Annotated in this window: 23 protein-coding genes; 10 read left to right on the top strand and 13 right to left on the bottom strand. The window is 71.3% G+C overall.

All coding sequences use genetic code 11. The features are described from left to right. Nucleotides 1-244 precede the first annotated feature (244 nt). Entirely contained in the window at nt 245-1,159 is a 915-nt protein-coding gene (locus RKD20_RS09440; RefSeq protein ID WP_424877325.1) for a 2-hydroxy-3-oxopropionate reductase, read from the bottom strand. A 27-nt stretch (nt 1,160-1,186) separates the two neighbouring features. After that, a complete protein-coding gene (locus RKD20_RS09435; RefSeq protein ID WP_424877324.1) occupies nt 1,187-2,008 on the bottom strand; it encodes a TIM barrel protein in 822 nt (273 codons plus the stop codon). A 145-nt stretch (nt 2,009-2,153) separates the two neighbouring features. Here RKD20_RS09435 and RKD20_RS09430 point away from each other — a divergent pair, with 145 nt between their 5' ends. The 7 genes from RKD20_RS09430 to RKD20_RS09400 all read left to right on the top strand — a co-directional run bounded on the left by RKD20_RS09430 (nt 2,154) and on the right by RKD20_RS09400 (nt 7,761). After that, a complete protein-coding gene (locus tag RKD20_RS09430) occupies nt 2,154-2,405 on the top strand; it encodes a hypothetical protein (protein WP_381336609.1) in 252 nt (83 codons plus the stop codon). A gap of 47 nt (nt 2,406-2,452) precedes the next feature. Next, on the top strand, nt 2,453-2,761 hold the full coding sequence (locus RKD20_RS09425; RefSeq protein ID WP_424883188.1) for a helix-turn-helix domain-containing protein: 309 nt from the start codon (nt 2,453-2,455) through the stop codon (nt 2,759-2,761). Between the two features lie 84 nt (nt 2,762-2,845). Beyond that, nucleotides 2,846-3,355: a 2-oxo-4-hydroxy-4-carboxy-5-ureidoimidazoline decarboxylase gene (gene uraD / locus RKD20_RS09420; RefSeq protein ID WP_424877323.1), complete on the top strand. Its 510-nt coding sequence runs from the start codon at nt 2,846-2,848 to the stop codon at nt 3,353-3,355. 5 nt (nt 3,356-3,360) lie between these two features. Next, nucleotides 3,361-3,750: a hydroxyisourate hydrolase gene (gene uraH, locus RKD20_RS09415; RefSeq protein WP_424877322.1), complete on the top strand. Its 390-nt coding sequence runs from the start codon at nt 3,361-3,363 to the stop codon at nt 3,748-3,750. A gap of 2 nt (nt 3,751-3,752) precedes the next feature. Beyond that, the gene (gene pucL / locus RKD20_RS09410) at nt 3,753-4,646 is read left to right on the top strand and encodes a factor-independent urate hydroxylase (protein WP_424877321.1); all 894 of its coding nucleotides are present in this window, start codon (nt 3,753-3,755) and stop codon (nt 4,644-4,646) included. A gap of 115 nt (nt 4,647-4,761) precedes the next feature. Continuing rightward, nucleotides 4,762-6,141, top strand: a complete 1,380-nt coding sequence (locus RKD20_RS09405; RefSeq protein ID WP_424877320.1) for an 8-oxoguanine deaminase — start codon at nt 4,762-4,764, stop codon at nt 6,139-6,141. Between the two features lie 255 nt (nt 6,142-6,396). Beyond that, on the top strand, nt 6,397-7,761 hold the full coding sequence (locus tag RKD20_RS09400) for a nucleobase:cation symporter-2 family protein (protein ID WP_424877319.1): 1,365 nt from the start codon (nt 6,397-6,399) through the stop codon (nt 7,759-7,761). On the opposite strand, the gene RKD20_RS09395 is transcribed toward RKD20_RS09400, so the two are convergent. Together RKD20_RS09395 and RKD20_RS09390 are read right to left on the bottom strand one after the other, a co-directional pair. After that, nucleotides 7,746-8,570 carry a chitosanase gene (locus tag RKD20_RS09395; protein ID WP_424877318.1) on the bottom strand — a complete coding sequence of 275 codons (825 nt, stop codon included), beginning with the start codon at nt 8,568-8,570 and terminating at the stop codon, nt 7,746-7,748. The genes RKD20_RS09400 and RKD20_RS09395 overlap by 16 nt on opposite strands. Continuing rightward, nucleotides 8,567-9,364, bottom strand: coding sequence for a helix-turn-helix domain-containing protein (locus tag RKD20_RS09390; protein ID WP_424877317.1), 798 nt, complete (start codon nt 9,362-9,364; stop codon nt 8,567-8,569). Before RKD20_RS09390 ends, RKD20_RS09395 begins: the two co-directional genes overlap by 4 nt. 87 nt (nt 9,365-9,451) lie before the next feature. Between RKD20_RS09390 and RKD20_RS09385 the strand changes: the two genes are divergently transcribed. Continuing rightward, on the top strand, nt 9,452-10,315 hold the full coding sequence (locus RKD20_RS09385; protein ID WP_424883187.1) for an NAD(P)H-binding protein: 864 nt from the start codon (nt 9,452-9,454) through the stop codon (nt 10,313-10,315). Between the two features lie 78 nt (nt 10,316-10,393). On the opposite strand, the gene RKD20_RS09380 is transcribed toward RKD20_RS09385, so the two are convergent. After that, the gene (locus RKD20_RS09380; protein ID WP_424877316.1) at nt 10,394-11,824 is read right to left on the bottom strand and encodes an MFS transporter; all 1,431 of its coding nucleotides are present in this window, start codon (nt 11,822-11,824) and stop codon (nt 10,394-10,396) included. Nucleotides 11,825-11,935: 111 nt separating this feature from the next. Between RKD20_RS09380 and RKD20_RS09375 the strand changes: the two genes are divergently transcribed. Next, complete coding sequence (locus RKD20_RS09375) at nt 11,936-12,331, top strand: winged helix-turn-helix transcriptional regulator (protein ID WP_020119031.1); 396 nt, start codon at nt 11,936-11,938, stop codon at nt 12,329-12,331. Nucleotide 12,332: 1 nt separating this feature from the next. Here the strand turns inward: RKD20_RS09375 and RKD20_RS09370 are convergent, their stop codons facing one another. The 6 genes from RKD20_RS09370 to RKD20_RS09345 form a co-directional block, all read right to left on the bottom strand. Beyond that, nucleotides 12,333-12,749: an acyl-CoA thioesterase gene (locus tag RKD20_RS09370; protein ID WP_028807911.1), complete on the bottom strand. Its 417-nt coding sequence runs from the start codon at nt 12,747-12,749 to the stop codon at nt 12,333-12,335. A 55-nt stretch (nt 12,750-12,804) separates the two neighbouring features. After that, nucleotides 12,805-13,431, bottom strand: coding sequence for a hypothetical protein (locus tag RKD20_RS09365; protein ID WP_424877315.1), 627 nt, complete (start codon nt 13,429-13,431; stop codon nt 12,805-12,807). 70 nt (nt 13,432-13,501) lie between these two features. Beyond that, nucleotides 13,502-14,101, bottom strand: coding sequence for a histidine phosphatase family protein (locus tag RKD20_RS09360; RefSeq protein ID WP_424877314.1), 600 nt, complete (start codon nt 14,099-14,101; stop codon nt 13,502-13,504). A gap of 368 nt (nt 14,102-14,469) precedes the next feature. Continuing rightward, entirely contained in the window at nt 14,470-14,865 is a 396-nt protein-coding gene (locus RKD20_RS09355) for a hypothetical protein (RefSeq protein WP_020119035.1), read from the bottom strand. A gap of 9 nt (nt 14,866-14,874) precedes the next feature. After that, nucleotides 14,875-17,217 carry a hypothetical protein gene (locus RKD20_RS09350; protein WP_424877313.1) on the bottom strand — a complete coding sequence of 781 codons (2,343 nt, stop codon included), beginning with the start codon at nt 17,215-17,217 and terminating at the stop codon, nt 14,875-14,877. A 103-nt stretch (nt 17,218-17,320) separates the two neighbouring features. Next, complete coding sequence (locus tag RKD20_RS09345) at nt 17,321-18,529, bottom strand: pyridoxal phosphate-dependent aminotransferase (RefSeq protein ID WP_381336632.1); 1,209 nt, start codon at nt 18,527-18,529, stop codon at nt 17,321-17,323. An 87-nt stretch (nt 18,530-18,616) separates the two neighbouring features. Between RKD20_RS09345 and RKD20_RS09340 the strand changes: the two genes are divergently transcribed. Beyond that, nucleotides 18,617-19,243, top strand: coding sequence for a winged helix-turn-helix transcriptional regulator (locus tag RKD20_RS09340; protein ID WP_424877312.1), 627 nt, complete (start codon nt 18,617-18,619; stop codon nt 19,241-19,243). Nucleotides 19,244-19,287: 44 nt separating this feature from the next. Here RKD20_RS09340 and RKD20_RS09335 read toward each other — a convergent pair whose 3' ends face one another. Both RKD20_RS09335 and RKD20_RS09330 read right to left on the bottom strand, forming a co-directional pair. Further along, nucleotides 19,288-20,097, bottom strand: coding sequence for a hypothetical protein (locus tag RKD20_RS09335; protein WP_424877311.1), 810 nt, complete (start codon nt 20,095-20,097; stop codon nt 19,288-19,290). Further along, nucleotides 20,097-21,362: a VWA domain-containing protein gene (locus tag RKD20_RS09330; RefSeq protein WP_424877310.1), complete on the bottom strand. Its 1,266-nt coding sequence runs from the start codon at nt 21,360-21,362 to the stop codon at nt 20,097-20,099. The genes RKD20_RS09335 and RKD20_RS09330 overlap by 1 nt, the downstream gene beginning before the upstream one ends. Nucleotides 21,363-21,394: the final 32 nt, after the last annotated feature.

Here is a 21,394-nt window from a genome sequence, read left to right as displayed (position 1 = left end):
CGGCCGCGACGGAACCGGGAACGCGCTCCTTCCCTCAGGTCGAAGAAGGAGGGCCCGGGACCTTCACCACCGCACTGGCTCGCACGCCGCCGCGGTCCTCCCCCGACCGCACCCGGCACCGGGCGACCACCCCTCATCCGGGTCGCCCGGCGCGTCGGGTGCGGTCAGGGAGGGGTTCCGGTCCGCGGTGGCGCCTGGGCGCGACACGACAGATGTCAGCGCCGCCGCGGACCGGAAGTCGGTGTCAGACCTGGGCGCCCGACAGGCGCTCCACGGCCCGCAGCAGTGCCGAGTGGTCCAGGCCCCCGTCGCCCTGCGCCCGCAGGCTGGCGACCAGCTGGGCGACGACGGCGCCGACGGGCAGGGCCGCGCCGACGTTGCGCGCGGCGTCGGTGACGATGCCCATGTCCTTGTGGTGCAGGTCGATCCGGAAGCCCGGCGCGAAGTCGCGCTGAAGGAAGTTGTCCTTCTTGCGGGTCAGCACGGTCGAGCCGGCGAGGCCGCCGCCCAGCACGTCCAGCGCGGCCTTCAGGTCCACGCCCGACTTCTCCAGGAAGACCACGGCCTCGGCGCACGCCTGGATGTTCACGGCGACGATCAGCTGGTTCGCGGCCTTCACGGTCTGGCCCGAGCCGTGCGGACCGCACAGCACGATGGTCCTGCCGAGCGCCTCGAAGATGGGCTCGGCCTCGTCGAAGTCGGCCTGCTCGCCACCGACCATGATGGACAGCACGGCCTCGATCGCACCGGCCTCACCGCCGGACACGGGTGCGTCCAGCACACGGATGCCCTTGTCCTTCGCCGCCTTCGCCAGATCGACCGAGGTCTGCGGGGTGATCGAGGACATGTCGATCAGCAGCGCGCCGGAGCGGGCGTTCTCCAGGATGCCCTCGGGGCCGTACGCGATGGCCTCGACCTGCGGAGAGGCCGGCACCATCGTGATGATCACTTCGGCGTCGCGCACGGCCTCGGCGATCGAACCGGCGGCCGTGCCACCGGCGGCGGCCAGCCGGTCCAGCTTGTCCTGTTCCAGGGTGAAGCCGGTGACGTCGTAACCCGCCTTGACCAGGTTCTCGGACATGGGGGAGCCCATGATGCCGAGGCCTATCCAGGCAATCGCCGGGCGGGCTGGGTGGGAGGACTGCGCGAGGTTGCTCATGGTGGGGTGCCTCTCAGGAAAGGGGGGTCAGCGGGACAGCCAGTCGAAGGACTCGGCACTCGGGCGGTCGCCCGGCTTGTACTCGAGGCCCACCCAGCCGTCGTAGCCCGCCTTCCTCAGCTGGCCGAGGAGGTCGTCGAGGGGCAGCGAGCCCGTGCCCGGCGCCCCGCGGCCCGGGTTGTCGGCGATCTGCACGTGGCCGGTTTTCGAGGCGAACTCCTCGATCACCGCCGGCAGGTCCTCGCCGTTCATGGACAGGTGGTAGAGGTCCATCAGGAACTTCGCGTTGCCGAGGCCGGTCGCGTTGTTGACCTTGTCCACGATCCCCACCGCCGCGGGCGCGCTCACCAGCGGGTACAGCGGCGACTCGGGCTTGTTGAGGGCCTCGATCAGGAGGATCGCGCCGATCCGGTCGGCCGCGCGGGCCGCGAGGACCAGGTTCTCCAGCGCCAGCGCGTCCTGCTCGGCCGGGTCCACGCCGTCGACGCGGTTGCCGTACAGGGCGTTGAGCGCCGTCGCGCCGAGGGACCCGGCGAAGTCGGCGGCCACGTCGATGTTGGCGCGGAAGCGCTCCGACTCCTCGCCGGGGATCGACAGGGCGCCCCGGTCGGGGCCCGGCAGCCGGCCGGCGTAGAAGTTCAGGCCCGTCAGCTGGACGCCCGCGTCCTCGATCGCCCTCTTCAGGGCGTCGAGCTCGGACCGCTCGGGGGTCGGGGTGTCGATCCAGGGCCACCACAGCTCGACCGCGGTGAAGCCGGCCGCGGCGGCCGCCGCCGGGCGCTCCAGGAGCGGGAGTTCCGTGAAGAGGATCGACAGGTTGACGTTGAAGCGCTGGTCGGCGAATCCCATCGGTCGCGGCGCTCCCTTCCGTGTCGTAGTCCGTCATATTCCATAATGCGGAAGTTAGTTTCTGCCTATTGGAAGATTGCCGTCGGGTCGACGGCGTTGTCAAGAGGGCCCGACGGAAAACGGCACCTCGGGTTAGGTTGTGCGCGTGCGATTGAGAGTGGAGTTCACGACCGAGCCCTTCGACCTCGACGAGGCCCCGGCGCACGCGCTCGTGGCCCGTGAGGTCATCGAGGCGGCCGAGCTGGACGCGGTGGACGTCGGCCCGTTCGGCAACACGGCCGAAGGGGGCGCCGACGAGGTGCTCGGCGCCGTGGACGCCCTGCTGCGCAGGACCCTGGCCTCCGGTGCCACCCGGATCTCCCTTCAGGTCAATGTGCTGGGGGAGGGGGACGCGTGAGCGCCGACGAGCCGTTCATCTCGGCGGTCAAGCCGCTGGTCGACGCCATGGGCGGCGAGATGCTCCCGCCGGACGAGGCCGGTCCCGACGACGTCGTGCTCGCCTGGGAGGGTGCCGACGTGGTCGCCGTGCGCCTGCCGCAGCTCGCGGACTCCCTCGATCACATCCTGGCCGCCATGGAGCGCAAGCGGGGCAAGCCGCTCTCGGACCTGGACCGCAAGGCCAAGCAGGAGGTCGTACGGATATTGGAGGCGCGCGGCGCCTTCTCTGTACGGCACGGCGTGGAGACCGTGGCGAGCGCCCTCGGGGTGAGCCGCTTCACGGTCTACAACTACCTGAACCGGGACAAAACCTAGACGGCGGGGCCCGCCGGGGTTCGTAACCCCGAATTTTCAACAAAGTGTTGACGTGATGTCGCGTGGGGGCGTTAGCTGACTCCCGTGACTTCGACTTCCACGTCCCCCGGCCTGGCCCGGTTCAACGTCCTGGAGGAGCACGCGGCCCACGCGGTCCTCCTTGAGACGTGCGCCTCGACGGCGTGGGCTCGGCGTCTGCTCGCCGCCCGCCCCTATGCGACCGCGGAGGACCTCTACGCCACCAGCGACGCCGCCATGGCCGAGCTGACCCCCGACGACCTCGCCGAGGCCATGGCCGGCCACCCGCCGATCGGCCGTCCCAAGCCCGGCGACCCGGCCTCCTCCCGTGAACAGCGCGGCATGGACGGTGCCTCCGACGAGCTCAAGGCGCAGATGCTGGAACTGAACCTGGCGTACCAGGAGCGGTTCGGCCATGTCTTCCTGATCTGCGCGACCGGCCGCACCGGCGAGCAGATGCGCGACGCGGTCAAGGAGCGGATCGGCAACCCGCCGGAGCGGGAACGCGAGATCGTCCGCACCGAGCTGGGAAAGATCAACCGCATTCGGCTCGCCCGCATCGTCGAAGAGGTCTGAGCGACATGAGCACCACCGCATCCGTGTCCACGCACATCCTGGACACCAGCGTCGGCCGCCCCGCCGAGGGCGTCGCCGTCCAGCTCGCGGCCCGCAGCGGCCGGGAGGCCGAATGGCAGGCGCTCGGCGGCAGCGCGACCGACGCGGACGGGCGGTGCAAGGACCTGCCGGCGCTGCCGGAGGGGATCACCCACGTACGGCTCGACTTCGCCGTGGAGCCGTATTTCTTGAAGAAGCAAGCCGATGCGCAGCAGGACGCCCCCGCGAATCGGGACAGCGGTACCGGTGTGTTCTTCCCGGAGGTGGCGATCACCTTCGCCGTCGTGCCGGGCGAGCACTACCACGTACCGCTGCTGCTCAACCCGTTCGGCTACTCCGTTTACCGAGGGAGCTAGCTATGCCCATCCTGGGACAGAACCAGTACGGCAAGGCCGAGAACCGAGTCGTCAAGATCACGCGGGACGGCGCCACCCACCACATCAAGGACCTGAACGTCTCCGTGGCGCTCTCCGGCGACATGGAAGAGGTCCACTACTCCGGCTCCAACGCCAACGTCCTGCCGACCGACACCACCAAGAACACGGTGTACGCGTTCGCCAAGGAGCACGGCATCGAGTCCGCCGAGCAGTTCGGCATCCACCTCGCCCGGCACTTCGTGACCTCGCAGGAACCGATCAGGACCGCGCGCATCCGCGTCGAGGAGTACTCCTGGGAGCGGATCGGGACGCCGGGGGAGGACGCACACTCTTTCGTCCGCCAGGGCCAGGAGACCCGGCTGACACAGATCACCTACGACGGCTCGTCGTGGGAGGTCGTCTCCGGGCTCAAGGATCTGACCGTCATGAACTCGACCAACTCCGAGTTCTGGGGCTACGTCAAGGACAAGTACACGACCCTGCCCGAGGCGTACGACCGCATCCTGGCGACCGAGGTGTCCAGCCGCTGGCGCTTCAACTGGACCGACGACGCCCAGGAGGCACCGGACTGGGAGGAGTCGTACGCCCAGGTCAAGAAGCACATGCTGGGGGCGTTCGCGGACACGTACTCCCTCTCCCTCCAGCAGACCCTCTACGCCATGGGCTCCCGGATCATCGAGAACCGCGGCGAGATCGACGAGGTCCGCTTCTCGCTGCCCAACAAGCACCACTTCCTGGTCGACCTGGAGCCCTTCGGCCTCAAGAACGACAACGAGGTGTACTTCGCCGCCGACCGGCCCTACGGCCTGATCGAGGCGACCGTCCTGCGGGACGGCGTCGAACCGAGGATCCCGGTGGACCTCACGAACCTCTAGCAACCCCCTCGCGGCACCCGCGGCCGGGCAAGGGCCCGGAAGGGCCCTCCGGCCGCGGCACTCAAACTCCCGGGGTCCTGCCGTGCCCTCTCCACCTCAGCGCAAAGGACGAACCATGGCAGAAGACCGGCGCATCGTCATCGAGAACTGTTCGATCGCGACCGTGGACGCGCACGACACCGAGTACCCGAGCGGGTACGTCGTCCTCGCCGGCAACCGCATCGAGTCGCTCGGCGCGGGCAGGGCCCCCGAGGGCCTGGAGAACGTCGACCGCCGTATCGACGCCACCGGCCACCTGGTCACCCCCGGCCTGGTCAACACCCACCACCACTACTACCAGTGGATCACCCGCGGCCTCGCCACCGACCACAACCTCTTCAACTGGCTCGTCGCGCTCTACCCGACCTGGGCGCGCATCGACGAGCAGATGGTCTACGCGGCCGCCCAGGGCTCACTGGCGATGATGGCCCGCGGTGGCGTCACCACCGCCATGGACCACCACTACGTCTTCCCCGCCGGCTCCGGCGACCTGTCCGGCGCGATCATCCGCGCCGCCCGCGAGACGGGCGTCCGCTTCACCCTCGCCCGCGGCTCCATGGACCGCAGCGAGAAGGACGGCGGCCTGCCCCCGGACTTCGCCGTGGAGACCCTGGAGGGCGCCCTCGCCGCGACCGAGGCGACCGTCAAGGAGCACCACGACTCCTCCTTCGGCGCGATGACCCAGGTCGCCGTCGCGCCCTGCTCGCCCTTCTCCGTCTCCACCGAGCTCCTGCGCCAGGGCGCCGAGTTGGCCCGCCGCCTCGGCGTGCGACTGCACACCCACGGCTCGGAGACCGTCGAGGAGGAGCAGTTCTGCAAGGAACTGTTCGGCATGGGCCCCACCGACTACTTCGAGTCCACCGGCTGGCTCGGCGAGGACGTGTGGATGGCGCACTGCGTCCACATGAACGACTCCGACATCGCCGCCTTCGCCCGTACGAAGACGGGCGTGGCGCACTGTCCGTCCTCCAACGCCCGCCTGGCCGCGGGGATCGCGCGGGTCCCGGACATGCTCGCGGCCGGTGTCCCGGTCGGCCTCGGCGTAGACGGCACGGCCTCCAACGAGTCCGGCGAACTCCACACCGAGCTGCGCAACGCCCTGCTCATCAACCGCCTCGGCGCCCACCGCGAGGCCGCCCTGAACGCCCGCCAGGCCCTGCGCCTGGGCACCTACGGCGGCGCCCAGGTCCTCGGCCGCGCGGCCGAGACCGGCTCCCTGGAGGCGGGCAAGCTCGCCGACCTGGTGCTGTGGAAGCTCGACACCCTCGCCCACGCCTCGATCGCCGACCCGGTGACCGCGCTGGTCTTCGGTGCGGCGGCCCCGGTCACGGCCTCGTTCGTGAACGGCCGTCAGATCGTCGAGAACGGCCGCCTGTCGCACGTGGACGAGGACGCCATCGCGCGCTCCACGCGGGAACAGGCCCAGCGTCTCGCGCGCATCGCCGCGCAGGGCTGACCGCTTCACCCAAGAACTCCGGTCGGGAGGGACGGCTCCCGGCCGGCGGCCGTGGACCCCGGTTGCGGGCTCCATGGCGGCCGTGCCCGGGGCGCGTGTTGGACGCACGCGCCCCGGAACGGTCCCCGTCCAACGGTCCCTCCCCCACTCTCGGCTTCGCTCGAGCGGGAGGTGCCTCCATGCCCGCGCACCACCTCCATGAAACCCACGGCACCGCTTTCCGGCGGCCGTGCAACCGCCCGGAGGCGAGCCGCAGTGTCAGTCCACCCCGTCGACGAAAAGCTCCCCGCTCTCAAGATGGCGACCACCGGCCTCCAGCACGTGGCCGCCATGTACGCCGGAGTCGTCGCCCCGCCCCTGATCGTCGGCGCGGCCATCGGCCTCTCCGCCACCGACCTCACCTTCCTCACCGGCGCCTGCCTGTTCACCGCGGGCCTCGCCACCTTCCTGCAGACGCTCGGCATCTGGAAGATCGGCGCCCGGCTGCCCTTCGTCAACGGCGTCACCTTCGCCGGCGTCGCCCCCATGACCGCGGTCGTCGCCTCCACGGACGACAAGTCCGACGCCCTGCCGGTCATCTTCGGCGCGGTGATCGTCGCCGGACTCCTCGGCTTCCTCGCCGCCCCCTTCTTCAGCAAGGCGATCCGCTTCTTCCCGCCGGTCGTCACCGGGACCGTCATCACCCTGATAGGCGTCTCGCTCCTGCCGGTCGCCTTCGGCTGGGCACAAGGTCCCGATCCCGCGGCGCGGGACTACGGTTCGACGACCAACCTGGGCCTGGCGGCGGCGACCCTCGGGATCGTGCTCCTCCTACGACGGTTCACGCGAGGCTTCGTCAAGCAGGTCGCCGTGCTCATCGGCCTGGTGGCCGGCACGCTCCTCGCGATCCCCTTCGGCGCCACGGACTTCGGACCCGTCACCGACGCGGCCGTCGTCGGCTTCCCGACCCCCTTCCACTTCGGCGCCCCGCAGTTCCAGCTCGCCGCGATCCTCTCGCTGTGCGTGGTGATGGTGGTCTCGATGACCGAGTCGACCGCGGACATGCTGGCGTTGGGCGAGATCGTCGAGCGCCCGGCCGACGAGAGGACCATCGCCGCGGGTCTGCGCGCCGACACCCTCGGCTCGGCGATCAGCCCCCTCTTCAACGGCTTCATGTGCAGCGCCTTCGCCCAGAACATCGGCCTGGTTGCGATGACGAGGATCCGCAGCCGCTACGTCGTCGCCACCGGCGGCGCCTTCCTGGTGCTGATGGGCCTGTGCCCCATGGCCGCCTCGCTCATCGCCGTCGTCCCGCGTCCGGTGCTCGGCGGCGCCGGAGTCGTCCTGTTCGGCTCGGTGGCCGCCGGCGGCATCCAGACCCTCGTCAAGGCGGGCCTGGACAAGGACAACAATGTCCTGATCGTCGCCGTGTCCCTGGCCGTCGGCATCATCCCGATCACCGCGCCGGAGTTCTACCACGCCTTCCCCGAGACCGCGAGGATCGTCCTGGACTCGGGGATCTCCACGGGCTGTGTGGCGGCGGTGGCGCTGAACCTGGTCTTCAACCACCTCGGCCGGGGCGCGGACGCCCAGGACGTCACCCACCCCATGGAGGCCGTCTCCGCTCAGCCGATCTCGTAACTGTCCCCGTACACCTTCCACTTGAGCGGTGTGTCCAGGTCGAGATTGCCCTGCTGCAGAAAGACCCGCTGGGCGGTCTCGACCCGGCTCACGTCATGGTGGGCCGGCTCCTGGCGCATCGCCCACACCCGGGCGTCCAGGAAGGCGTGCAGATAGGCGGTCTGGTCACCGCCGTCCGCCGGGGTGTCCGCACCCTGCCGGGCCCGCCCGCGGATACCGCCGAAGCTCAGCGGGTCGGTGCCGGGGCCGTGCATGACCATCGCGTCGTAGTAGACGAACTGGCCGAGCGTGCCCAGACCGTCCCGCTTGGCGCGCGCGACCGCCGGGTCGAAGTAGCCGCGGTCCCGCTCGTCCCGCTGCGCCTGGCGGAACGCGGAGGTCTTCGCAGCGGTCCGCCAGGCCGCCGGGAAGCCCGGGTCCAGCCCTTCGTGCGAGTCGGTGCCGTCCACCGTGCGCAGGGCGGGCAGATACCGGGCCAGGGGATTGTCGGGGACCCGTGCCGTGCAGAGCTCGACCAGCGCCAGCATGTCGCTCGTACCGGAGCAGAAACCGATGATGCCGGCGGTGTAGCCGCGGCCGTCCCCGATGTCCTCGATGTACGCGTACTGCGCCTGCCAGTCCAGCGAGGAGTTCTCCGCGCTGGACACCAGCCGCATCGCCAGGTCCTTCTTGACCGGATCGTCGAGCCCGGTCCGGTCCGCGGCCTCGGCGGACAGCCACGTCGAGCTCAGCACTCCGGCTCCGAGGGCGGCGAGCAGGGTGCGGCGGGCGGCTGTTCCGGACAGGGGGTCACTGTGAAGTCGGGTCACCGGCTGTCGATCACCTGGCAGGCGCGGGGGGCGGGAAGCCGTCCGGTGAAGTAGGAGCGCGGTGGGACACCCATCAGGGTGCGGAAGTCGGATGTCATGTGGGACTGGTCGTAGTAGCCGGTGACGGCGGCCAGTTCGGCCGAGGCCAGCTCTCCGGCATGGGCGAGCACGGCGCGGACGCGGTCGATGCGGGTGTAGTGCTTGGGCGAGAGCCCGACCCCCTCACTGAACAGCTTGCGCAACTGGCGCTCGCTGACGGCGAGTTCGCGAGCCACCTCGCCGACATGACCGGGTGTGCGACCCGAGCGGACGGACAGCGCGGCGACCGCGGCGCGCAGCAGCTCGGCGCGTGCCCCGTCGGCCGCCGTGGGCAGCCGGTCCGGGAGGACGTCCGCGAGCCGGACGGCCACCTCCTCGGGCTCCAGCCGGGCGAGCTCGAACGCCAGTCGCCGCGCGGCCGGGCCGGGCAGCGCGCCCAGCGGCACGATCCGTCCGACGAGGGCGACCGCGGGGACGCCCAGCAGCGGGCGGGTGGTGCCGGGCGCGAGCCGTACCTCCACGCAGGACACGTCCGTCTTGCCCTCGTGGTACGTAGCTCGGACGCGGGGCCCCGAGACCAGCAGGGTGGGCCGGCCGCGCGCCTCGCTGCGGACGATCACCTTGGTCGTCGGGTCCGGCAGCTGGACGAACGGCTCCCGGGGATCCGCCGCCACGGCCAGGACCCCGGTCCCGGCGATCCACGGACCCGGCGCGTCGGGGGTGCGCGGCGCTCGCTCGGAAACGGAGTTGGTCACGCATCCACCGTAAGCGGGGGAGCGGGGGGTTCGGGCGCGCGAAACGTGCCGGAATTTCCTATCGGCCGGACCGCTGCGGCGCCCACCGTGGTGGTCATGATCCTGGTCACGGGTGCCACGGGCACCATCGGAAGTGATGTCGTACGACGGCTCGTGGCGCGCGGCGAGAAGGTGCGCGCGCTCACGCGGGAACCGGGCAGGACCCAACTGCCGCCGGGGGTCGAGGCGGCTCGGGGACACCATCGCGATCTCGACTCCGTGGCGTCGGCCATGGCGGGCGCCGACGCCGCCTTCCTGGTGGGCGTCTTCGGCCCGGAGGACGCCGGCAGCGACCGGGGGATGGTGGCGGCGGCCCGGGCGGCGGGGGTGCGGCGCGTGGTGAAGCTCTCCGCGATCAGCGCTGGGGACCCCAGGACGGGGCTGGGCGGCATCGCGCACGGACACGGTGAGGAGGCGGTCCGGGAGAGCGGCCTGGAGTGGGTGATCCTGCGACCCTCGGCCTTCGCGTCGAACACGCTGGGGTGGGCGGAGGCCGTTCGGGCGGGCACGCCCGTGCCGAACATGCTGGGGGAGGGGCGGCAAGGTGTGGTCGACCCGCGGGATGTCGCCGAGATCGCGGTCGCGGCGCTGGCCGGTCCGGGCCACCTGGGACGGACGTACACCTTGACGGGCCCGGAGACGCTCAGTCCCCAGGACCAGGCGGCGACTTTGGGCGAGGTGCTCGGCAGGGGTGTGGAGCTTCGTGGACTGACCCCACCGGAGACCCGCGAACTGCTGGTCGCCTCCGGGTGGAGCGAGGAATCGGCGCAGGGGATGCTGCGGAGCGTCCGCTTCGTGGCCGAGGGCGGCAACGCGGTGGTCACCGGGGACGTGGAGGAGGTGCTGGGTCGTCCGCCACGGACGTACCGGGAGTGGGCACGGGACCACAGCGAGGCGTTCGGCGGGGGCTGAGGCTGGGGCCCGACCGCGGGGCAGCCACGACGTGCCCGCGGCCGCCGGACGGCATGGCGTGGCACCTCTGAAGGCGGCTCACTCCCTCGCTCGCGGCCGCAGCACCACCGCGGCCAGCACCAGCGCCGCCACGGCGATCCCCGCCCCCACCCGGAACGCCAGCTGATACCCCTCCGCCGTGGCCGCGCCCAGGCCCGCCCCGCCTGCCAGCAACCCCTCCGTACGACTGGCCGCCAGCACCGACAGCACCGCCAGCCCCAGCGAACCCCCCACCACCTGCGTGGTGTTGAACAACCCGGACGCCAGTCCCGCGTCCTCCTCCCGGGCACCCGACATGGCGAGACCGGTCAACGCGGGCATGGCCGCGGCGAAGCCGACGGACAGCAACAGCAGCGGCGGAAGGACATCCGCGGCGTACGAGCCCTGGTCCGGCGCACGGCTCAACAGGGCCATTCCGGCGACGATGAGGCCAAGCCCGGCCAGCAGCACCCGGTACGGGCCGAACCGCCCGATGGTCCGTGCCGACAGTCCCAGCATCAGCACCCCGATCGCGATCGGCGCGGGCAGGAACGCCGTACCCGTGAGCAACTCGCCGAACCCGAGCACCCGTTGGACGTACAGAGCCCCGAGGAACTGGAAGCCGTACATCGTGGCGATCATCAGGATCTGCACGGCGTTCGCGCCGGAGAGCAGTCGGGAGCCGAACAACCGAAGCCGCAGCAGGGGGCGGGCCGCACGGGCCTGACGCAGGGTGAACGCCGTGAACAGGCCGACGGCGGCCAGGGCCAGGAGAAGCGTGGTGGTCGGCTCGCGGTCGCCGGAGCCGACGATCACGTACACCGTCAGCATCAGCGCACCGGTCACCAGCGCGGCCCCGGGATAGTCCGCGCCCCGGCCCAGACCTTCGCCGTCCTCCGCGTCGAGCACCCGGATCGCCGCCAGCAGGGCGACAATCCCGATCGGCAGGTTGATCAGGAAGATCCAGTGCCAGTTCAGTGCCTGCGTCAGCGCCCCGCCGAGGAACGTGCCCAGTGCCCCGCCCGCCGCACCCACCGCACTGAACACCGCGATCGCGCGGGCCTGTTCACGCGGCTCGGGGAACAGCGCGACCAGCATGCCGAGCACCACCGCCGCGGTCATCGCTCCGCCCACGCCCTGAAGCGCCCGCGCCGCGATCAGCGTGCCCTGGCTCGTGGCCACCCCGCACAGCACGGACGCCGCCGTGAACACGGCAAGCCCCGCCGCGAACATCCGCTTGCGGCCGACCAGGTCGCCGAGCCGGCCCACCAGCAACAGCAGCCCGCCGAACGGGATCAGATAGGCGTTGACCACCCACGCGAGGCCCGGCCCCGAGAAGCCGAGGTCGCTCTGGATGGCCGGCATGGCGACGGTGACGATGTTGCCGTCCAGGATCGTCATGAGCGTTCCCGCGCACAGGACGACCAGAGCCGTCCAGCGGGAGTACGTTCGTCGCAGCGCTCGCGTGGGGGTTTCGACGACGGCTGTCATGGCGGCGTGGCCTCCGCATTCTCCGTGGGTTCCGACAACGGGCCTTGGTGCACGACTTGTAACGGGGACCATCGTCAGTGACCATGAGGAGTGCCGTAAGGAGGCAGTTCGATGTCCCAGAGGAACACCGGTGTAACCGTCCAGGTCGTGAACGCGCACGCGTGCCCGGTGCGGGAAGTTCTTGACAGGGTCTCCGGCAAATGGAGCGTGCAGATTCTCGTCGCGGCCGCCCACGGACCCATCCGCTTCACCGAGTTGGAGCGCAGCATCGAGGGGATCAGCCGCCGCATGCTGACCCTGACCCTGCGCAACCTGGAGCGCGACGGCCTCGTCACCCGCACCGTCCATCCGACGGTGCCGCCCCGGGTGGAGTACGAACTCACCCCCGTCGCCCGTGAGTTGCACGAGACCCTGCAGCGCCTGACCGATTGGGCCGAGCGCAACAGGGTCTACATCGCCGAGGCCCGGGCGAACTACGACGCCGAGCGGGAACCGGAGCCGGCCTGAGCTACAGCAGACTCGGATCCGTGGCCAAGCCCTTGAGCACCTCGCCCGCGTTCGCGACCAGGCGCCGCGCCTTGAGGTCCATCAGACCGCCGACCGCGGTGATCTCGGCGGCGACTGTGCCGTCTTTCTTGCGGATCGTCTGCCGGATGCGGAACGTCTTGCCCTCGCCCCACTCGAATCCGCAGGTCACGTCCACCTCGTCACCCGCCAGCAGCTCCCGCAGATAGCGGATGGTGGTCTCCAGCGCCACCGGGCCCACCCCGCTGCCGATCAGCGCGGCCTGGGTGATCCCGGCGGCATCGAGCAGCGACCAGCGGGCGTGCTCCGCGTAGTTGAGGTACACGCTCTGGTTGAGGTGGCCCTGTACGTCCGTCTCGTACCCGCGGACGGTCACCGGCACGGAAAACGGCTCACTCACGTCAATCCCCTCTCACGCCACGGCAGTTACTGGGCCCGATCCTGGCATGTGCCCCCTACACGCGGCGCGGCGAGGCCAGCAGGTACCGGGCCCTGGTCCGCGGCTGTGTGTACTCGCCGACCTGCCAGCCGGCCTTCTCCAGGGTGATCGCGCAGGCCCGCAGCGTCTCGCCGTCCGGCGCGTGCACGGCCACGGCCTCGGGCTGCGGGGTCGCGCGCACCCGGTAGCCGGGCGAGCCCCCCGCTTCCGGCGCGTGCCCGGCCGCCTCCAGCGCCAGCGCGGCCGCCTGCACCAGATGAGCGCGCTCCCAGCCGCAGGGCCGCTCCGTGGCCCCGTCGGGGTTGGTCATCCGGCGCAGCTCCAGCAGCCCCTGCCAGGCGCTGTGCACCTCACGCGTCCGGGCCGGACCGGTGTCGGCTGCCTCCTGCGTGCCGCCGATGCGCGCGGCGAACACACCGCCGGTGGCCGGGGCGGCGGCCCGCTCGGGCTCCTCCTCGACCGTCTCCCGTAGCCGGTGCCCGGCCGGTGTCAGGAAGTGATCGTGCGGCGGCCTCGGATGCCGGAAGGCCAGCCCGCGCTTCACCAGCGCCTCCAGCTGGGCCTCGGTGCCCTTGATCCGCCCGGTGACGGGATCGGCGGCGTCGATGACACGCCGCTGCGCGGCGGTGGGCGGTCGCGTCACGGCGTGCTCCTTCCTCGGGAGGGGCCGTACGACGGGCCGAACGGATCACCGACCCCCTCCGCTTCGAAGGCTACGACGGGGCTCTGACATTCCACCCGGCGATCACCGGCCGTCCATGTTCCGTCCCCAGCCGACCCAGCGTCCCGGTCGCCAGCTGGAACAGCGCCCCGGCCGACGGCGGCAGCCCGAGCCGACGGGCGGTGAGCACGCGCAGAAAGTGACCGTGCGCCACCAGCACCACGCACCCCTCGGTGTTCGCGTGCGCCGCGTCCACCTTGGCCAGCACCCGGTCGGCCCGCTCGCCGACCTGCTCCGGGCTCTCCCCGGGGTGGTCGGGCGGGCCGGGTGCCACGCCGTCCGAGAACAGGAACCAGTCCGGACGCTCCCGCTGGATCTCCACGGTCGTGACGCCCTCGTAGCCGCCGTAATCCCACTCCCGCAGATCGACGTCGACCCGCGGCTCGTGCAGCCCGATGAGTTCCGCGGTCTCCCGGGCCCGCTGGAGGGGGCTGACGAAGGTGGCGCCGATGCGGTGGGAGCGGATCAGGGGCACGAGGCGGCGCGCCTCCTCCCTGCCGCGCTCGGTCAGCGGCACGTCGGTCCAGCCGGTGTGCCGCCCGGACCGCGACCACTCGGTCTCACCGTGCCGGACCAGAAAGAGATCACCCATGCCGCCGCCCACCCTTCCTGCTCGCCTCCCAGCACGGTGCCACACACCCCCCGACCGTGCAGGCCGGACTGGGCCGATCGACCATGGGTCCCCTTGCCGACCGGCACAGCCTCACTGGGCGCGAGCTCGGACGGGCTGGGGGCTTGGGCCGGCCGGCGTGGTGCGTCTTGGGTCGGCTCGCGCCGTGCGTCCGTGACCGACCAGGCTCAGCGTGTCCGGCTGGACCGGGTCCGGTCCGTCCCGATGGCCCGGCGCCCAGCGTGTTCGGCTCGACCGGGTCCAGTCCCCGACGGGCCTCGCACCCGTTGCGTCCGGCTCGACCGGGGCCCCGCCGGTCCCGATCGACCAGGTCCCGCCGCCCCCGCCCCTCAAACCCCCGGCAACCCCTGCACCGACTGCGCCAGTTGCCCCACCGCGACGACGAGCGGGGTCACCGGCTGTACGAAATCGTTGAGGCGGTCGAGGGCCCGTCGCAGGACTGTCCGCTGGGGTTCGGGTTCGTCGAGTTCCTCGCGGAGGCGGCGCAGCTCCCTGGTGGTGGCGTCGGGATCGGCGAGCGAAGCCCGGTGCTCCTCAAGCAACCGCTCGACGTACGCGAGGAGTTCGGCCGTACGCTCGGCGTCCTGCGGCTGGAAGGAGACCGAGCCGGAGTACGCCTGGGCGCCGTGCCCCACGGCCTGGTTGCCGACGTAGTGGGTGCCGCCGCTGATCATGACGCCGTTGTTGACCGGAGGGTCCTGCCGGCCGTCGTCGTTGCCCGTCATGGGGACCTCCTACTTGCCGGAACCGGAACCGGAACCGGAACCGGAACCGGAACCGGAACCGGAACCGGCGACGGGCGCCGCCGCGCCGGACTGCTGCGGGACCTGCTGGGTCGCGGTCGCGCCCGTGCCGATGGCCTGGTTGCCGATGATGCTCATGCCGCCCTGCTGGATGAGTCCCTGGTTGAGGATGGTCTGCTGCTGGGCGCGGAAGTCGGTGATGTCGTAGCCGTGCGTGTCGAGGAACACGCGGATCGCGGCGAGGGTGTGGCGCTCCACCAGGGACGTGATCCGTGCTGCGTCCACGACCTGGAAGTAGTTCTGGTAGTTGGGGCTCACCGCCAGCTCCCGGATGCTGAGCCGGGCGCCGAAGTCGTAGACCGGGTCCTGCTGCAGAGCCCTCAGCTCGTCCACCATGCGTCTGCTGTGCCGTTCCTCGAAGCGGGCCTGCCGCAGCGCCCGGAACGGGGCGGCGAAGAAGGCCCTGCCGGTGCCGGGGACGGCGTCCAGCAGCAGCCCCCGCCGCGCCTCGGGGGAGAGGGGGCCGCGCAGCCGGTCGACGACGTGGAAGTCGGCTCTCACCGGACCGAGCACATGGTTGCTGCAGTGCAGATGGAGTGTTCTGCCCTCGGTCGAGAAGTGCAGGAACACGGTCGGCACCACATCCCCGCCCCACAGCGGCAGATGAATCGCCAGACAGTGCCGCACCGCACCGGTCGGACGCTCCATGATCCGCTCGACCTGGTCGGCCGACAGCCGGGCGACCGGGGCGAGGCTCGTGGACCTGATGAACCGCTCGTCGTCGCCGACGGCCGTGCCGCTCGCGAAGATCCGGTCCGTCACGACGAGGGACCCGAGCGCCGCCTCGCCGTCCGTCGCCGCGTCGGCCACGCCGGCCACGGCCGTGGCCCGCAACCGCGCGCGTACGTGGTCGACGAGTTCGGTGACGGTGAACGGCTCCGGCCCGGCGGAACGCGAAACCCCACCCACGGGATCGTCGGCGGGCAGCAGCGGAACGGCGATCGACCACTGAGAGGCGGCCGCCGAATAACCGAGGAAGGGCGTGTAGCCGCTGTACACCGTGACGTTCCCCTCCTGCGCCTCCCGGATGGCCGTCAGCCGCGCGGCCATCCACTTGCGCGGCGGCACGGTCGGGCGCGGCTGCCGGGAGAACGCCTCGCGGGTCATGGTCGTGCGCAGCAGCAGGTCGACGGCGAGGTCATGGCGTACGACCGTGACGTACGCGAGCGCCATCGCCGTGACGGACACCAGCGCGGCCGGCACCCCGGCCAGGTAGGAGCCCAGCAGCCAGCTCACGAAGGCGGGGGTGGGCAGCGAGGAGAGGGCGATCCCGAAGGAGAACGCGAAGAGCACCGCGATGCCGGCCGCGACAGCCGTGCCCACCAGCACCCTGCCCGTGGGCTGGTGCCGGCCGCGGGTGGCCAGGCTGGGCCGACCGCCCGCCTGGCGGGTGATCGACAGGAACAGCGAGACGAACAGCAGCCACAGCGGTGCGAACACGGCCACGAGGGCGAACACGCCCGTCAGCCGCTGATCCCGGCGGTGCCGCATGTCCTGGGCCGTCAGACAGTGCCGTACGACTGTCACCAGGTCGACGTCGGGTGAGGACGCCACCGCGCCGGCCTCGTCGGCCAGGATGTCCTCCACGACGCGTTCGGCGAATCCCTCGTCCACGTAGGCCGCGGCGCACAGATACCGGGTGACGTCACCCGGTGCGCTCCCGACCGGCATGTGGACCGGCGCGGTCGTCATGCCGGGCCCTCCCTCTCTCCAGCGACGCAGCGGCGCCCTCACGGCGCCCTTGACGGGGCTCGGCACACCGGTGGCCAGGAGTGCGAGCAGGGTGCCGACCGCGAGGCCGAAGAGGAGGGCGCCGCGCAGCATTTCCTTCACCAGGATGTCGGCCGGTTCGAGCGGCACGTCGTCGACGAAGACCTCGTGCATGCCCCACCAGGCCAGGTTGGCCAGCGCCGAGGCCAGCACGCCCGCGACGAGGCAGCGGAACGGGCGCGACGCCCCGCCGGCCCACAGCCGCCGGGCGAAGAACGCGAGCGCGGTCAGCAGGACCAGGACGGCGAGATCGTTGACGACCAGCGAGGACGTGCCGCCGTACCGGTCGGCGGACACATCCCAGCGGGGCAGGAACGCGGCCTCCACGAGCCAGCGCAGGATCTTGTTGTCGGACAGCTCTATGTAGAACTTCCTGGTGTAGTAGTCCGAGAGCGGTCGCTGCACCCACGGGCTGCCCGCGAGGACCACGAGCAGCATCAGCAGCGTGAGACGGCCGCGTAAAGCCGAGGGCGTGCCGGACGCACGCCGATGTGACAAGAACATCTGGGGTTCCCCCATCCCCCGATCCCCCCGGCCCCCGGGATCAGTGGCCGCACTCTAGGGCATCCCCGCTCTGACCGACCGTGAATCCCATCCACACCACCAGCTACTGCCGGTACCCGCTCAGGAAACGCCCGATCCGCCCGATGGCCGCCTCCAGGTCCTGCGCGTGAGGCAGCGTCAGGATGCGGAAGTGGTCAGGGGAGGGCCAGTTGAAGCCGGTGCCCTGGACGACCTGGATCTTCTCCCGCAGCAGCAGGTCCAGGACGAACTTCTCGTCGTCGTGGATCTTGTGGACCTTGGGGTCGAGTCGCGGGAAGGCGTACAGCGAGCCCTTCGGCTTCACACACGACACGCCGGGGATCTCGTTGAGCTTCTCCCAGGCCACGGTGCGCTGTTCGTGGAGCCGGCCGCCGGGCGCGGTCAGCTCGTGGATGGACTGGCGGCCGCCGAGCGCGGCCTGGATGGCGTACTGCGCGGGCGCGTTGGCGCACAGCCGCATGGAGGCCAGCATGGTCAGGCCTTCCACGTAGTTGCGCGCGTGCTGCTTCGGGCCGGTGATCACCAGCCAGCCCGAGCGGAAGCCCGCCACCCGGTACGTCTTCGACAGGCCGCAGAAGGTCAGCACGACCAGGTCGGGGGCGAGGGCGGCGACGGAGTGGTGCACGGCGTCGTCGTACAGGATCTGGTCGTAGATCTCGTCGGCGAAGACCATCAGGCCGTGCCGGCGGGCGAGGTCGAGGATGCCCTCGATGATCTCCTTCGGGTAGACCGCGCCGGTGGGGTTGTTCGGGTTGATGATGACGACGGCCTTGGTGCGGTCGGTGATCTTCGAGGCCATGTCGTCCAGGTCCGGGTACCAGTCGGCCTGTTCGTCGCAGAGGTAGTGGACGGCCTTGCCGCCGGCGAGCGTGGTGACCGCCGTCCAGAGGGGGAAGTCGGGGGCCGGGATGAGGATTTCGTCGCCGTCCTCGACCAGCGCCTGTACGGCCATCGAGATCAGCTCGGAGATGCCGTTGCCGAGGAAGACGTCGTCCACGCCGACCTCCAGGCCCAGGGTCTGGTAGCGCCCCGCGACGGCCCGGCGGGCGGAGAGGATGCCGCGCGAGTCGGTGTAGCCGTGCGCCTGCGGGAGCATCCGGATCATGTCCTGGAGGATCTCCTCCGGCGCCTCGAAGCCGAACAGCGCGGGGTTGCCGGTGTTGAGGCGCAGCACGCTGTGGCCCGCCTCCTCCAGCGCGTCGGCGTGCTCGATCACCGGGCCCCGGATCTCGTAACAGACCTCGCTGAGCTTGCTCGACTGCCGGAACTCCATGCGCTGCCGCCTCTCCGGTTTCGGGTGATGCTTGGTTTTACCAAGTAGGAGCTTGGAAAGTCCAACAACTTGTCTAGACTGCGTCGCATGTCACCTCGCCGAAGCTACGACCAGTACTGTTCCGCGGCCCGCGCCCTCGATGTCGTGGGCGACCGCTGGACCCTGCTGATCGTCCGGGAACTGCTGTCGGGGCCGCGCCGCTACACGGACCTGCACGCCGACCTGCCCGGCGTGAGCACGGACGTACTCGCCTCCCGGCTGAAGGACATGGAGCGCGACGGCCTGGCCACCCGCCGCCGGCTGCCCCCGCCCGGCGCGGCCTACGTCTACGAACTCACCCCACGAGGACGCGAGTTGCTGCCCGTTCTCCAGGCCCTCGGCACCTGGGGCGGGCCCGAACTCACCGAACGGCGGCCCACCGACGCCGTCCGCGCGCACTGGTTCGCGCTGCCCCTGCTGCGCTCGCTGGAGGGCGAGGGGCTCGTCGAAGTGCGGCTGGAGGAGGGGGACTTCCATGTGTACGTCGGCGCGCAAGAGGGGCCGGCGTACGGCGACGGGCCGGCCCCCGGGGAGCCCGACGCCCGGCTCGTCCTGGACATCGAGACCTGCGGGGCTCTGAGCCGGGGGGAGTTGAGCCTGCGGGACGCGGTGCGGGACGGGCGGGTCGAGGTGACCGGGGACGGAGCGATCGCCAAGGTGCTGCGGGAGGCGTGAGAAAGGCCCGCCGTACCTGAGCACGGCGGGCCCTGGACGGAGCGTCAGGCGCTCGGCGGCACCCGGTGCGGGCGTCCCGACCCGCGCGTCAGCGCATACCCGCCGACCCCCGCCAGCGCGGCGAGCACACCGCCGATCGCGGTCCACACCCACCGGTCGGACCACCACCCGGAGGACCAGCCGTCCTCGGGTTCGATGGCGGACAGTACGGCCGAGTCCTTCGAACCGTCCTTGTCCGCCTCGGACTTCACCGCGATGCCCGGCACCAGCGGCTCGGCCAGCGAGCCGTCCACCGCGGCCGAACCGCCGATGTCCTTGGAGTCGACCCGGACCTCGGTGCCGACCGGGAGACCCAGGTCGGCCGTGGTGAGGCCGACGGCCGTCAGCCGGACGTAGTACGTGCCCGGCAGCGGGTCGTTGGCCCAGGTCTCCGACCAGGCGCGGACCGTGCGCAGGGTGCAGGCCAGCTCCACCGAGGAGGAGTCAGCGGCGGCGGTGCGGGTCTGGGCGCCGTACTGACAGGACTGGCGGCGGCGCAGTCCGTCGTACACGTCGACCTGCCAGGTCTGCGCGGCATGCGTCTCGGGCAGCTTCACCGTCGCCTTCACGGTGGGCCGCTGTCCGGCGTCCGCGGGGAACGACCAGTACAGGTAGTCGCCCGTGGAGCCGCTCGCCGTGGCGGTCTGGCCCTGTTCGACCTCGGTCGCCGTACGGAAGGAGGTGCCCGCCTGGGTGGGCGCGTCACCGTCCGCCGAGGCCGAATCCGTGGGCGTCGGCGAGGAGTCCGCCGCGGCCGGTGCGACGGCCAGCCCGAGCAGCAGCAGGGAAGCGCTCAACGCGCGTGTGATCCGCATCAGTTGGTCCTCCAGACCGCGACCCGCCAGCGTGACAGCCAGCCCCACAGCAGACCGGCGACGAAGCCGGCGAGGATCAGCACCCCGAGCGGCCACCAGCCACGCCCGAGGCCGAAGGAGGCCACGTCGCTCGCGTGGGACGGCGCGTCGACGACGTCGACGGTCAGCTCAAGAGGCAGTCCTGGGGTGGTCTTCACCCCGGCGGCGGCCGAGAAGGAGTTGGTGAGCTGGAGGCAGACGGTCTCGGCCGGGGCGTCCTCGTCGTCGCTGTCCGCCTTCGGGTACCTGAGCCCCGTGGAAATCACATCGGTACGGCCGTTGCCCGCACCCTCTCCGCGCACGATCTCCCGGCCGTGCACGGTCACCGCCCGCAGCAGCACCCCGTACGACGGGTTCACGGCCCGGTCGGCTCCCACGCTCACCGAGGCCCGCAGCTCCTGGCCCGGGTCGACGTCCACCCGGTACCAGCGCTGCTGGGTGAACTCCTCGCGGTCGGTGTACAGCCCGGACTTCAGAGTGGGCGCCGTGGCGCAGCTCCCGGCGCCCTCGGTGGCCACCGGCGTCACCACCGGGTCGGCCGCGCGGTCCACCAACTGGTTGACCTTGTCGGTGAGTTCGTCGGCGTGCTCGACGGAGGTGTAGGTACCGCCGGTCGCCTCCGCGATGCAGCTCAGCTGCTGACGCATCTTGGTGTTGGGGACCAGGCCGAGGGTGTCGATGGTCAGCCCGATGCCCTTGGCGGCGATCTCGCGGGCCACCTCGCACGGGTCGAGAGGGGCGCAGGTGTCCTCGCCGTCGCTGATCAGCACGATCCGCTTGGAGGAGGCGCTGTCGGTGAAGTCGCCGGCCGACTTCAGCAGTGCGGGGCCTATCGGTGTCCAGCCGGTGGGCGAGAGCGTCGCCACCTGCGTCTTGGCCTCGGTGCGGTCCAGGGTGCTGACCGGGTAGAGCTGCGCGGTGTCCTTGCAGCCCGTCTTCTGGTTGTCGCCCGGGTAGTTGGCGCCGAGGGTCCGGATGCCGAGCTGGACCTCCTCGGGCGTCGCGTCCAGCACCTCGTTGAAGGCCCGCTTCGCCGCCGCCATCCGGGAGCCGCCGTCGATGTCCGCCGTCCGCATCGAGCCGCTCACGTCGAGGACGAGGTCGACCTGGGGTGCGGTGCCGCCCGTGGGTTCACCGGCTGCCGCCGCGACCGGGAAGGCGATCCCGGCCGTCAGGGCGGCGAGCAGGGCGCACACTCCTGCCGCCAGCCGTTTTCTTGTGATCATCGCCGGATCCTATTGATCAGGTGCGCCGGGCT

This window comes from Streptomyces sp. SLBN-8D4, from assembly GCF_049739545.1.
Lineage (GTDB): Bacteria > Actinomycetota > Actinomycetes > Streptomycetales > Streptomycetaceae > Streptomyces > Streptomyces canus_C.
Note: the sequence above shows the minus strand (reverse complement) of the source record. Positions and strands in the feature narration are given on the sequence as shown.